Origin of the sequence: Paraburkholderia sp. GAS334 (assembly GCF_050436625.1) — a bacterium.
GTDB lineage: Bacteria > Pseudomonadota > Gammaproteobacteria > Burkholderiales > Burkholderiaceae > Paraburkholderia.
On record NZ_JBNDMO010000019.1, the window covers coordinates 11,481 to 25,119 of the forward strand.

The 13,639-nt window shown below is 60.1% G+C and carries 11 protein-coding genes; 4 read left to right on the top strand and 7 right to left on the bottom strand.

All coding sequences use genetic code 11. The features are described from left to right. Positions 1-83 precede the first annotated feature (83 nt). Genes hmgA through maiA form a run of 3 tightly spaced genes read left to right on the top strand, consistent with a single transcriptional unit; the run spans position 84 to position 3,364 of the window. A complete protein-coding gene (gene hmgA / locus P3T21_RS27335; RefSeq protein WP_429259082.1) occupies positions 84-1,400 on the top strand; it encodes a homogentisate 1,2-dioxygenase in 1,317 nt (438 codons plus the stop codon). Continuing rightward, positions 1,397-2,674 carry a fumarylacetoacetase gene (gene fahA / locus P3T21_RS27340; RefSeq protein ID WP_429259083.1) on the top strand — a complete coding sequence of 426 codons (1,278 nt, stop codon included), beginning with the start codon at positions 1,397-1,399 and terminating at the stop codon, positions 2,672-2,674. Before hmgA ends, fahA begins: the two co-directional genes overlap by 4 nt. Before the next feature lie 3 nt (positions 2,675-2,677). Next, complete coding sequence (gene maiA, locus P3T21_RS27345) at positions 2,678-3,364, top strand: maleylacetoacetate isomerase (RefSeq protein ID WP_429259084.1); 687 nt, start codon at positions 2,678-2,680, stop codon at positions 3,362-3,364. 432 nt (positions 3,365-3,796) lie between these two features. On the opposite strand, the gene P3T21_RS27350 is transcribed toward maiA, so the two are convergent. The 7 genes from P3T21_RS27350 to P3T21_RS27380 all read right to left on the bottom strand — a co-directional run bounded on the left by P3T21_RS27350 (position 3,797) and on the right by P3T21_RS27380 (position 12,834). Continuing rightward, positions 3,797-4,723, bottom strand: coding sequence for a LysR family transcriptional regulator (locus P3T21_RS27350; protein ID WP_429259085.1), 927 nt, complete (start codon positions 4,721-4,723; stop codon positions 3,797-3,799). Positions 4,724-4,897: 174 nt separating this feature from the next. Further along, entirely contained in the window at positions 4,898-5,530 is a 633-nt protein-coding gene (locus P3T21_RS27355) for a hypothetical protein (protein ID WP_429259086.1), read from the bottom strand. 175 nt (positions 5,531-5,705) lie between these two features. Beyond that, positions 5,706-6,143, bottom strand: a complete 438-nt coding sequence (locus tag P3T21_RS27360; RefSeq protein ID WP_429259087.1) for a MarR family winged helix-turn-helix transcriptional regulator — start codon at positions 6,141-6,143, stop codon at positions 5,706-5,708. 25 nt (positions 6,144-6,168) lie between these two features. Next, entirely contained in the window at positions 6,169-6,825 is a 657-nt protein-coding gene (locus P3T21_RS27365) for a TetR family transcriptional regulator (protein WP_429259088.1), read from the bottom strand. A gap of 12 nt (positions 6,826-6,837) precedes the next feature. Then, positions 6,838-10,104, bottom strand: coding sequence for an efflux RND transporter permease subunit (locus tag P3T21_RS27370; protein WP_429259089.1), 3,267 nt, complete (start codon positions 10,102-10,104; stop codon positions 6,838-6,840). Positions 10,105-10,113: 9 nt separating this feature from the next. After that, positions 10,114-11,223: an efflux RND transporter periplasmic adaptor subunit gene (locus P3T21_RS27375; RefSeq protein ID WP_429259090.1), complete on the bottom strand. Its 1,110-nt coding sequence runs from the start codon at positions 11,221-11,223 to the stop codon at positions 10,114-10,116. A gap of 177 nt (positions 11,224-11,400) precedes the next feature. Next, a complete protein-coding gene (locus P3T21_RS27380; RefSeq protein WP_429259091.1) occupies positions 11,401-12,834 on the bottom strand; it encodes an efflux transporter outer membrane subunit in 1,434 nt (477 codons plus the stop codon). Between the two features lie 363 nt (positions 12,835-13,197). Between P3T21_RS27380 and P3T21_RS27385 the strand changes: the two genes are divergently transcribed. Next, a complete protein-coding gene (locus P3T21_RS27385) occupies positions 13,198-13,434 on the top strand; it encodes a LysR family transcriptional regulator (protein WP_429259189.1) in 237 nt (78 codons plus the stop codon). Positions 13,435-13,639 lie beyond the last annotated feature (205 nt).

Below are 13,639 nucleotides of genomic sequence, written 5' to 3' on the forward strand. Positions count from 1 at the left end.
TCTGCCTCGAACTGCGGTGGCCATTTCCGCAGATTTCGTCATCGACATTGGCTATTGTTGTCACTAGCGTCAGGAGACGTTGCATGGCTCATCATGAACAAGAGCTCGAGTATTTGACCGGATTCGCAAACGAATGGGCCAGTGAGGCACTACCAGGTGCCCTGCCAGTCGGCCAGAACTCTCCGCAAATCTGCCCCTACGGCCTGCACGCCGAGCAAATTTCGGGCACGGCCTTCACCGCGCCGCGTCACGCCAACCGTCGCTCCTGGTTCTATCGCATCCGCCCCGGCGCCGCGCACACGCCGTTCGAGCACATCAGCAACGGTCGAATCAGCCAGGACTACCTGGAGATCCCGACGACGCCCAATCAACTGCGTTGGGATCCGCTCCCCTTGCCATCCGGCCCGGAAACAGTGGACTTCATCGACGGCCTCATCAGCGTGGCCGGCAATGGCGACCCACATATGCAGTGTGGCGCAGCCATCTATCTGTACGCCATCAATCGCTCGATGCGGGAGCGTTTCTTCTATAGCGCCGACGGTGAGATGCTGATTGTGCTGCAGCAAGGGCGACTTCGCTTTGCAACCGAATTCGGCCTGATTGACGCCGAACCGCAAGAAATCGTGGTGATCCCGCGTGGCGTTCGCTTTCGCGTCGAGCTGCTTGATGTAACCGCTCGTGGCTACATCTGCGAGAGCTACGGCGCACCGTTTCGGTTGCCCGACTTGGGCGTAATCGGCTCCAACGGTTTGGCCAATCCTCGCGATTTCCAGACGCCGGTGGCGTGGTGCGAAGACATTGAAGGTGATTTCGAGCTGATCGCCAAGTTCATGGGCAACCTCCACCGAGCCAAACTGGATCACTCGCCACTCGATGTGGTCGCTTGGCATGGCAACTACGCGCCCTACAAATACGACTTGCGCCGATTTAACACAATTGGCTCGATTAGCTACGACCATTCCGACCCATCGATCTTTCTGGTACTGCAATCGGTCTCAGACACGCCGGGCGTCGACACTATCGACTTTGTAATCTTCCCCCCGCGCTGGCTGGCCGCAGAAAACACGTTCCGCCCCCCGTGGTTCCATCGAAATATTGCCAGCGAGTTCATGGGCCTGATCCACGGCGAGTACGACGCCAAGGCCGAAGGCTTCAAGCCGGGCGGTGCCAGCCTGCATAACTGCATGAGCGGTCACGGTCCCGACGCCGTGACATTCGAAAAGGCGAGCAAGGCGGACGTTACGACGCCACACAAAGTCGATGCAACGATGGCCTTCATGTTCGAGACGCGCCATGTCATCCGTCCGACCAAGGCTGCGCTGGCATCCGCGCAATTGCAGGCGAACTACCACCAATGCTGGCTGGACGTCAAAAAGCACTTCAATCCGGAAAAGAAATGAGCTTGACTAACGAAACGCACACCCCCTCACTGCGCAGTTGGGTCGAGTCCGCCAATGTTTGCAACGCCGATTTCCCCATCCAGAATCTGCCATTCGGTCGTTATCGTTTCGTTGGCTCCGATGAGGGCTTCAAGATTGGTGTCGCCATCGGTGACCAGATCTTGGATCTACATGGGGCCGGCCTGATTGACAGCCATGACATGAATGCACTGATGGCTCTCGATGCCGGAGAGCGTTTGCATTTGCGTCGTGCCATTTCCCAAGGGCTGGCGCATGGCAGCTCGAAACAGCAAGCATGGTCGAAGCTGGTTACCCCCCAATGCGAATCTGAGATGGCGGTTCCTTGCCAGATCGGTGACTACACCGACTTCTACACGGGCATTCATCACGCGACTTCGGTCGGGAAGCTCTTCCGACCGGATCTACCGCTGATGCCGAACTACAAATGGGTGCCAATTGGCTACCATGGCCGCGCATCGTCCATTCGCGTGAGCGGCCAGACGTTCCGGCGGCCCCAAGGCCAGACCAAGGCACCCGATGCCGCGCAGCCCAGCTTCGGCTCCTCCCGACGCGTGGACTATGAACTGGAACTCGGCTATTTCGTCGGACGCGGTAACGAACTCGGGCAACCCGTGTCCATCGAAGGTGCTGAGGACCATTTTTTCGGTGTAACGCTGCTAAACGACTGGTCGGCTCGTGATATTCAGGCCTGGGAGTACCAGCCGCTAGGCCCGTTCTTGTCGAAGAACTTCGCGTCGACTATCTCGCCGTGGTTGGTCACGACAGAGGCCCTGGCGCCTTTTCGCGCGCCATTCGTTCGGCCAGACTGCGACCCGCAGCCGCTGCCTTACCTGGATAGCGAGTTCAATCGCAAGGCGGGTGTGTTGGACATTACGCTTGAAGTCCTGGTCCAGACCCAGCGCATGGCCGAGTCCGGCATCGCGCCTGAGCGGCTGACTCTGGGCGGCGCGCGGACCGCAGCATACTGGACGGCTGCACAACTGATCGCGCACCACACTGTCAACGGCTGCAACCTCCAGTCCGGCGACCTGCTCGGCTCCGGCACGTTGTCAGGTCCCGTACAAAACGAAGCCGGTTCGCTGCTCGAACTGACCGAGGGCGGCAAGAAACCCATCAGGCTCACCAGCGGCGAACAGCGGACTTTCCTGGAGGACGGCGACACGTTGATTCTGCGTGGTTGGTGCGAACGTCCCGGAGCCACGCGTATTGGCCTGGGCGAAGCACGCGGCACCGTGTTACCACACGAAGTTTGAGCCATGACAGAGCCCACGGACGAGAACGTCTCCACGGCGGACCGTACGCTCTACACGTACTTCCGCAGCTCAGCAGCGTACCGGGTGCGCATCGCCCTCAATCTGAAGCGATTGGACTATCGCTCCGTGCCCGTCCACTTGCTTCGCGACGGAGGACAGCAGGACCAACCGGAATACCGTGCGATCAACCCCTTTGGGCTTGTGCCTAGCTACCGTGAGAACGGACGGATCGTGAGACAGTCGTTGGCCATCATCGAATACCTGGACGAATCCTGCCCGGAGCCGCCGCTGCTCCCATCCACACCTTTTGCGCGAGCAGAGGTGAGGCAGTTCGCAATGTCCGTTGCTTGTGACATCCACCCAATTAATAACCCGAGAATTCTCAAGTATCTGGAGCGCGAGCTCCATGCCGATGAAGGAATGCGGCTGCAATGGATGCGCCACTGGATGCAGGTTGGCCTCGAGGCACTGGAGGCTTTGCTGGCAGGAACCGGGGCGTCGGGACGTTTCTGTCACGGTAATCAGCCGACGTTGGCCGACTGCTGTCTGGTGCCCCAATTGTTCAACGCCAGTCGCTTCGAAGTTGACCTCTCTGGATGCCCGCGACTGCAGGACATTGACGCGGCGTGCCAGGAGCTGACGGGATTCCAGGAGGCACATCCAAACCGGCAGCCAGACGCGGCGAGCTGATACGACCGTCGCAGCTCGCGCATTTTCGTGCGGTGAAGAAGCAACACGTGCGTAACGACTTCCCGGCATCGAGGATTCTCGCTGTGGCGGCACTGGTGCGCCCCGATCACGAACCCCGCAGCCTCGCGGCTGCAAGCAGCATTCGACGCCTTCGAGGTCCACCTGCGCAAGCAGCAGGTCGAACCGGGGTCACCGCACGTCCTTCGGGGTGGCCCGGAGATTGTCCTCGATTGACGCACTGCTCACGTGCATCTATCAAAAGTTGGCATTGCGCGACCACATAAGATGACGGCAAACGAGCCCCCACGCAAAAGTCGCAACTCTACGCGCCCCCTGTTCGCAAGCCTTCGCTGCCGGCTACCGACGTTGACGCCGTCACGAAGACGACAGACTACGCGAACCCACCGGCATATGCGTGTTGAGCATGGCCGTTCACGATTTCAGTTCGTTCTCGTGCTCCTCGATCATTTGCGGTAGTGCCGCTTGAAGAAATTCGACGAGCGTCCGTTTCTTGGCGTCGAGATAACGCCGGGACGAATAAAGCGCGTAGACATTGACGGCACGCAACCGGAAGTCGGGAAGCACTTGTCTCAGCGTCCGGTCATGCAGTCCCCTCAATGCGGTGGGTATTGGCAGCATGCCGATACCCATTCCCGCGCGAATAGCCTCTGCCATCGCCTCGGGTACATTGACGGTGAACGGCGCCAGCGCGGGAGGGAAAAAGAGTTCCGTCTCAGGATCGTCGAAGACCCATGGTGCGCAAGACATATCGGGCATCGCAAATTGAAGGCATCGATGATTCCGAAGTTCGGCCGCGTCAACCGGCGCGCCGGATCTCGCGAGATACTCGGCGGACGCGCAAAGTATGGCACGAACGGTGCCGAGACGCTGAGAAACGAGCGACGAGCTCTTCAGTTGCGTGGCAACGGTGATTAACATGTCGAAATTTTCTTCGATCAGATCCGGCACGCGTTGACTGAGGACAAGATCGACCGACACGCCTGGAAACTGCTGTATATAAACCGCGATCAGCGGCGTCAGGTAATGCTGCCCGAAGCTTGTCGGCGCGTGAATGCGAAGTCGCCCTGACGGCTGCGCGGCGGAATCCGTGACTTCGGATTCGGCCATGTCGATCTGGGCGAGAATTTGTTCGCAATGTTGAAGATAACGTCGGCCCGGGTCGGTCAGTGACATACGCCGCGTCGTCCGGTTTATCAGGCGCGCTTGCAGACGCGACTCCAGTTCCGTGATGGCACGCGACACGGCGGCTGTCGTGATGCCCGCGCGAACTGCCGCGCGCGCAAATCCCCCGGTCGTGGCAACGCGAACAAACAGGCGCATGGAGTCAAGCTTGTCCATTGACACTTCCCGTTAACGATGAGTAGAGTACCCGGCCTTCCGGATGCCGGAGCCCACGCGGTGCAACGCACGGCCCGGAGCTGGCGAGGTCTCGCGAAGTAAAAGTGCGATGCAACATCGCCTAGAGCGAGGAGCGCCTTCTTGAGCTTTTTCTCGTTCGACTCGATCGCCCACTCAATGACTTCCTTGCCCTTCGGCGTGAGTGCAACAAGCGACAGTCGCCGGTCTTCCCGATGGCCAACTGATCGCATCAGCCCGTCTTGTTCCAGTGTGATCATCATCGCGAAGACAGCTGGCCGCGCGAGTCAGCTCCAGCGATTCACTGACACGCTGCAAGGCGCCTTGCGTCCGGTTCAAGCCCGAAGTGACCGAGCGGTACAGCTGAAGGCCCAAGCCCCCGCTCACTACCACTGCCACGGCGATACAGGCCATGAGCAGCCAGAAGGCCTGCGAGTAAGGAGCGTTGTTCTGGTCGCGCAGATCATGGCCGAGTTTGACGTTGTAGGCAACGTGACTAGCGAGATGCTGGTCGATGACTTTGGCGAGGGCTTCCATCTCTTGCTGGATTGCAGCTCTGCCGGCGTCATCGGTGCTCAAGAGATATTGGAAGTTCAGTCGGAGGTAGCCGTCACCATCAATCCTGGCCTCTTCAAGCTCCTTGACGCCGGGAATGATATTGTCCTGGACGTACTCGAAGCGCTGTCGCGCCTCGAAGAGCCGCCACAAGCCGTAACCACCGACGAAGATCAGGGCTACCTGGGCGACAGACAGCGTGAAGAGAAGGCGTCTGGCGAGGGTCATGTGCATTTTTGAACTCGTGATGGATGGCTATTGTTTGTCGTCAACTACTTGTTCTGCGATCGCGAAACGGGCGCCTTGACTTGGGCGGCCGGATTCGTCGTGCTTCCTTTCGGGTGATGGGGTTTCGGTCGGAGGAACGGCCTATTTGTCTGAAACATCAGATAAATGCGCAAATAAAAATTCACTGATCCAACAATTTCTTCAAGAGACGACTCAGCGCGTTCGATTCCGTGTCGGAGAGCAACGCTAGCCGCCGGTTCTCCACCATCATCAGGATCGGGGCGCCGTGTACCGCCATCTCGCGTCCCGGCCCCGTCAGCGCCAGTCTCAGTGCACGGCGGTCGTCGAGGCGTCGGTAGCGGCGTAGTAGCTCTTTCTTTTCGAGCCCGTCCAGCGCGCGCGTCATCTGCCCGGTGTCGATGTCGAGCAACTTCGCGAGCGCTCCGGGCGAATTAGCGCGTTCATGGGCGAGCTCAAGCAGGATTCGCATCTGCTTGGCATCGACACCGAATTGCCTGAGCGCGTCGTTGATTTCCGCGGTGAGAATCTTGCGCGCGCGGTTCAGCGCCAGTATCAGGCGCCGAGTCGACGCGAAGTCGTAGGTGATCTTGCTGTCCATCGTGCTCTTTACTGATCTGGTCCAATCACCGCTCAATTGCGCGACGGTCGACGCCATGCCTGCCGGTGTCGTGCCCGCCGCCAATCCCCGACAGAATTTGCGAAGCAATCAGCCGCGCGACGGCTCTAGTTGCGGCCAGCGGCGGTTCGCGCAGACTTCTGACGATCAACCCTGTCACGGTCGAGTGGATAAATGTTGCCGCGAGGTATGGGTCCAGCTCGGCACTCAGCTGGTTGTGAGCGATGGCTGCCCTCAGGGCGCGTGCAATCTGGTGCTCGGCGCAGAGCCAGATGGCATGCAAGCGACTCCAGATCCATTCGGTTTCAGTGGACATCTCACAGCGCATCAGCATGATCGAGTAAAAGCTCCGCGAGGGACCGGCCGATAGCACCGTGGCCAGAAGCCTGGCCAGCCTTCTTTCCAGGTGCCCGAGCGGATCGCGCTCCCCCTCGGTCCACGACATGACAAACGGGTCGTCCGCCAGCGAAGCATCCTCGAACAAGGCTTCGAGCAACGCCATCTTGTCCTTGAAGTGCCAGTAGACCGCGCCACGGGTGACGCCCGCCAGATCGGCAATTTCAGCGAGAGAGGCGCGCGACACACCACGCGCGACAAAGACTTGTTCTGCGGCCTTCAATATTTGCGCTCGCGTTTCGAGCGCTTCTCTCCTAGTGCGCTTCATTGCCCACCGTCATCAGGAATCGGCTACCGCATCGGCGCTCTCGACATGACGTAGCTTGCGCGTGACTTCATCGAGCTTGTCGCCGAGCAGGCGCCGCACCGTCACATAGAACATCGGAATCAGCAAGAGACCGAAGAACGTGGCAAACAACATGCCACCGATCACGCCAGTGCCGATCTCATGACGGGACGCGGCACCGGCCCCGCTGGACAGCACAAGCGGCACCACGCCGACGATGAAAGCCATCGACGTCATCAGAATGGGCCTGAAACGTTGCTTCGCCGCATCCATGACCGCCTCGAAAAGCGTCATGCCCCGCGCCTGCCCGTCGATGGCGAACTCGACAATCAGAATCGCGTTTTTTGCGGCAAGCCCGATCACTGTGACCATGCCGATCTTGAAGTAGATATCGTTGGGCATCTTGAACAGATGGCAGAACACCGACATTCCCAGCAGGCCCAGCGGCACGGTCAACAGCACCGCAACGGGGATGGACCAGCTTTCGTAAAGCGCCGCCAGACAAAGGAACACCACCACAATCGACAACGCCATCAACGCCATCGCCGAATTCCCTGCCAGGATTTCCTGGTAGGACTGCCCGGTCCAGTCCGAGGCAAAGCCTGCCGGCAACGACTTGTCGACCGTGTTGTCGAGGATCCGCATCGCCTGGCCGGTGGAGTATCCTGGCGCCGGCATGCCCACAATCTCGACTGCCGAATAGCCGTTGTAGCGCGAGAGCGCCTGCGGGCCGACATCCCACTTTGCCTTCACCACACTCGAGAGCGGCACCATGTTGTACGGACTGATGGCGCTGTTGCTCACCGATGGATTGACGGGGCGCAACGCACCGCTCGGCGATGTTCCCGCACCGCTCACGCCGGCAGTGCCGCCGCTGGAACCAGACGACGTGCCCGTCACGCCGCTCGGCGTGTAGATGTGCCCCAGGGAGTCGAGCCCCATCCGGAATGGCGCATCAGCCTGGAGGAAAACGCGCTTCACACGTCCGTCGTACGTGAATTCATTCACGTAGACGGGCGCCAGATCCATTTGAATGCTGTTATAGACATCAGGCAACGACAGACCCATCGATTGCGCCTGAACCCGGTCCACGGCCAGTTGAAGCTGTGGTGCCTCCGGGAGCGAGTTGGGCCGAATGCCAAAAAGCTTCGGGTTTTGGCCCGCCTCCGCCAGCAACTTGCCCTCCGCCTGCGTGAGCTCGGCCCTCGATTGGCCATTGCGCGCCTGCAGGTACATATCGACGCCGGCAAACTGGCTCAGTCCACGTATGGTGGGCAGATTGACGATGAAGATCCTCGCGCCGTCGACGCCGTGCAATATCTTGTTGGCCTGCGGGATCAACTGCATCGCGCTTTGCGAACGTTTGCTCCAATCGGTGAGCTTGATGTACGCCATGCCGACGTTTTCGCTTTGGCCGACGAAGCTGAAGCCTTCGAATGCCAGGACGCCATCGATATCCTTACCGATCGGGCTCTTCTTGAGCCTGCCGCCGATTTCGTCCATGACCTCTTGTGTACGCGACAGCGTCGCGCCGGAAGGCAGATTGACAATCGCCAGCATGAAGCCCTGGTCCTCATCGGGGACGAACGCCGTCGGCAGGCGCGTGTAAAAAACGCCGGCTAATACGGAAAGGGTGACGAACAGAATCATCCAGCGCGGCGTGCGTCGGACAATCCGGCCGACGCTGCCCACATATAAGCTGCCGAACCGGTCGAACCCGCGGTTGAACCATTGAAAGACGACGTTCGAGCTTGCATGATGCGAAGGCTTGAGGAACGCAGCACACAGCGATGGCGTGAAGGACAACGCGAGGAATGCCGAGAACACCATCGATACGGCGATGGTCAACGCGAACTGCGAATAGATCATGCCGGTCGCGCCCGGCTGCAGCGCGGACGGTACGAACACCGCAGCGAGCACCACCGTAATCGCGACGATCGCCCCCGAGATCTGGCCCATGGCCTTACGCGTGGCCGCTCTCGGATTGAGACCTTCCTCGCGCATGAGGCGCTCCACGTTCTCGATCACGACGATCGCATCGTCCACCACGATGCCGATGGCGAGAACCATCCCGAACAGGTCGAGCTGGTTCAGCGAGAAGTGCATCGCCGCCAGGCCGATAAACGTGCCGAGCAACGCGACCGGAATGACGAGCGTCGGAATGATGGTGGCTCGGACATTCTGCAGGAAGAGCAGCATCACGAAGAACACGACAATGATCGCCTCAACGAGCGTATGCACGACGTCGGTAATCGAGGCCGTGATGAACGGCGTCGTATCGTACGGCACGGTCCATGTGACGCCGGGAGGGAAATCGCGAGACAGTGTCGCCATTTCGGCTTTGACGGCCTTGGCCACGTCGAGCGCATTCGCACCTGGCAGCAGGTAGACGGCGAGGCTGCCCGCAACCTTGCCGTTGTACGCGGCGGAGGTGCCGTAGCTTTGCGCCCCGAAGCTGATGCGCGCGACGTCGCTCAGGCGAACCACGCTGCCATCAGTATTCGTCCGCAGGATGATGTCGCGAAACTGCTGCTGCGAGGAAAACAACCTATCGCCCGATACCGTTGCCGTGAAGACCTGGCCATTGACCGCCGGATCCGCGCCGACCGAACCCGTGGCGAACTCAGCGTTCTGAGCCTGGACGGCGCTCATCACTTGCGAAGTCGAAAGACCGTAGCCTTGCAGCTTGTCGGGATTGAGCCAGATCCGCAAAGCGTATTCCGAGCCCAGCATGAAAGTATTGCCCACACCGCTGATACGGCCAACGACGGGCTGTATCCGCGAGGCAATGATGTCGCTCAAGCGCGCCGTATCGACGGCAGGGTTGCTCGATTGCAAGCTGACGGCCATCAGAATGTCGGGACTTGCCTTCGCCACGACGATGCCCTCCTGCGTCACCTCGGACGGCAGCAGCGGCTGCGCGAGCGCCACCTTGTTCTGCACCTGCACTTGTGCAATGTCCGCGTTGGTTCCAGGCGCAAAGGTCAGCGTGACGGTGGCCGTCCCGTTGCCATTGGATGTCGAGCTGAAGTACAGCAGGTTATCAATGCCGGTCAGCTGCTGCTCGATCACCTGCGTGACCGTTGATTCCATCGTCGAGGCACTTGCGCCTGGATAGGTCGCCGTTACGGTCACCTGGGGTGGAGCAATGTCCGGATAAGAATCAACCCCGAGGTGCTGCAGCGAGATCGCACCGAACAAACAGATCAGAATGGGAATCACCCAGGCAAAGACAGGCCGATCGATAAAGAAACGTGACATGAGATACCCCTACGATTTACTGCCGGAACGATGGCCGCTCGGTGACGAAGCCGGGCCGGACTGTGACAACCTCGTGTTTTGGTCGGTACCTCGCCAGGGTGTGGTTTTGGCGAGCATCCCCTCACGTACGCCCTGTACACCTGCGACGATCACTCGATCGCCGGGCGCCAGCCCCCCTGTCACAATCCAGTCGCTACGGTAGCTATCGTTGGTATCGACATCCTTGCGGACCACTTTGCCATCAGCGCCCACCACCATCGCGTAGGAACCGACCGTGTCGCGCTGTATGGCTTGTTGGGGCACCAGGTACACATCGTTACGCTGGCCAAGATCAACATTGAGCGATACGTACATTCCCGGCAGCAGTTGATGCCGCGGGTTGGGTATCTGCGCGCGCAGGCTGACCGCACCGGTAGTCGAGTTCACGGAAACATCGGTGAAATCCAGCGTGCCGAGCTGGTCGTATGGCGTGCCATTGGGCAGCATGACCTGGACGGTGGTCTTGTTTTGCGCGGCGAGCGCGACATCACCTTTGCTCTGGGCCTGCTTCAGCGTGATCAGATCGGCGGCGCTGATCGTGAAGTTCACATAGAGCGAATCGACCTGTTCGACCGTGGCAAGCAATGTCCCACCGGAACCCGCATCGGTCGTACCGTTCCCGACGACGGCACCGCCGGTCACCTGTTGCTGACCGGCAATACCGGTAATGGGCGAGGTCACCTTCGTATAGCCGAGATTTACGCGCGCGCCTTCGACGGCGGCTTCGTCTGCCTTGACCTTGGCGGCGGCACTGCGTTCAGCCGCGTCGGCATCGTCCACCGTTTGTTGCGATACGGAGCCGATCGGCAACAGCTTGTGATAACGCTCGGCAGTGATGCGATCGTTGACGAAGGTCGCCTGGTCCTGGGTGAGCGTGGCAAGATCGTTGTCGAGCACCGTCTGGTAGTAGGTGGGATCGATCTGGAACAGCGTTTGTCCTGCCTTGACTTCACTGCCCTCCGTGTAGAGGCGCTTCGTCAGCACGCCCGAAACCCGCGCTGTGACATTAGCGCTGTAATAGGCCGACAAGCGTCCGACGAAGCTGTGATTCAGCGGTACGTTGCTGGGTTCGGCTTCCATGACGCCGACCTGCGGCGCTGGCGGCGCCGGCGGTGGATCGTTTTTGCCGCAGCCGAACAACGAGAGAAGGCCGATAGAGACAATGGATAGGCGTGAGCGTAGAAGTAGTGACATTATCGAAACCGTGTGATCAAGATCGAGGAACGGGAACAGCGCGCAAGCTTGCCGGGCATGCTGTCAGCGGCTGCTCCCGGAAAAGGCGGCGACGTCGGCAGGAGCCTCCTTTGGTTCGTCCCATCGCCATCCTCCACCCAGGCTTTTGATCAGGGTCACGCTGCTTAACGTCAGCGACGCCCGCGTGTCCGCGAGGTTCTGTTGCGCCAGCAGCAACGTGAGTTGCTGGGTCAAAAGACTTTGTTGGCTTGCGGTGCCGAACCGCACCTGCGCCTGCTCGCTCTCGAAAAGCCGCTCGTTGCGCTGATAGATATCCGCGAACGCACGTTCCTGTTGTGCGAGATGGTTCCAGGAGGAGAGACTGTCCTCGACGCTCCCGAATGCGGACAGCACCGCCTGGCGATACGCCGCCACCGCTCCGTCGTACGTCGCGCGCGCTTCGTGCACGGCGGCCGTTCGGGCGCCCCCGTCAAAAATCGTCCCCGCCAGCTCGGGGCCGAGAGTCCAGAAGCGGTTTGGCACAGAGAAGAGATTGGCGAGCGAGCTATGCTGGAATCCGCCTTGTGCCGACAGTGTCAGGTTCGGGAAGAACGCCGCCTTGGCCACGCCGATCCTCGCGTTCGCCGATGCCACGGTCCGCTCGGCGCTCACGACGTCATAACGCCGTTCGAGCAATTGCGAAGGCAATGAAAGTGGAACGACTGGGGCGACGAACGCATAGTGCGGTTCGGACGCCATCGAAAACTTGCCGGGCGGCACGCCGGTTAGGACCGCGATGGCATGCTCATACTGTTCGCGTGACGTTTGCGTCGACTGGAGGTCGGCGACGATGACCTCGAGCGTGTCCTGCGCGGCCAGCACGCTGTCGTTCGACGACTCGCCTTGTGCGTAACTCGCCCGCGTCATATCCAGAATGCTGGCATCGATCCGCTGTTGTTGCTCGAGCAGGTCGATATCCACGTCCGCCCGGCGAAGTTCGAAGTAATCGGTCACGACGCTTGCGGCAATCGACAGACGCTGCCCGGCCAATTGCGCGTCGCTAGCCTGCGCACTCGCCTTGCTCGATTCGATCTCGCGGCGGATTTGCCCCCATAGATCGAGCTCCCAGCTCGCGGCGACGTCCGCAGTGACGGTGTTGTGCACTCCGGAATTCAAAGCGCTGCCATTTGCCGCGCCTGCGCCAGAACCCGCTCCCGCACGCGACCCTGAGATACCGGCCGAGATCGTCGGAAAGAGGCTCGCGGTATTGGCGGCCACGGTGGCCTGCGCCAACCGGTACGCCGCTTCAGCTTGCGCGATCGATTGATTGGCCACGAGCGCCTCTTCCACTAGATGCGTCAGCGTATCGTCGTGATAGTCGCGCCACCACGTGCTCGAAAGCGTTGCCTGCGGGTCAGCCTGTGCCCGTTGCCATTCGACGCTGCCCTCCTTGAAGCTTGGGGGGATATCGATCGTCGGCTCGCGGTAGTCCGGCCCCACGGCGCAACCCGCGGTCATTAGCGTCGCGGCAACCGTGCAACCGCAAAGCACGACACGCCGGAAAGCGCGCCAGCGGCATCGCGGCGCGCCATCGCGCAAGCTGCAAAGAACGTTCATGTTTAGCCTATTGGTAAGGGTCGCCCGAAGGGCGAGTTGGCGCAACCAGCGAGTCCGGGAACCACAACGATGCCCGGTATGCCTTCATTGGCCGTTATGACCAATGCAAACCCGAGCCGCGAGGATGTGTCACGCACGCTCGCCGACGAGCGAGCCCGCCTTCACCGTCATGAGTTTTCAAGCGACAGGTTCGCCTGTTCGAAGGTCGAAGTAAAATAGATTGAATTTACTGATCGATCAGTTAATCTGATCACGTAGGGCAACATAGATCTTCGCCATCTACGCCATTTCGTTGCCGTGACAGAAGAAGAGCTGTTTGGACGCGCCGCAAATCGCTTCCAAATCGTGCAGCCCGCGTTGAGCACGCAGATTCCTTCGATGGAGGGGGACCTGCAAGCCGAACGATTCATCCTTCCCGTGTCCGAGAAAGATGAGGACGAATCCACGGCGCTGGTGTGCGGCAGCAGATCTCTTCGATCAGATCCGGCACGCGTTGACTGAGGACGAGATCGATCGCGATACGTCCGAAAACTGCTGGGTATAGAGTGCGATCAACGGCGTCAAGTAATACTTCCCGAAGCTTGTCGGCGCGTGAATGCGAAGACGCCCAGATGGCAGCGCGGCGAATCCGCGACTTCGGATTCGACCGTCTCGACCTTATCTATATTTATTCGCAATGCTTACTATATAGTCGATCCGGCCCGGT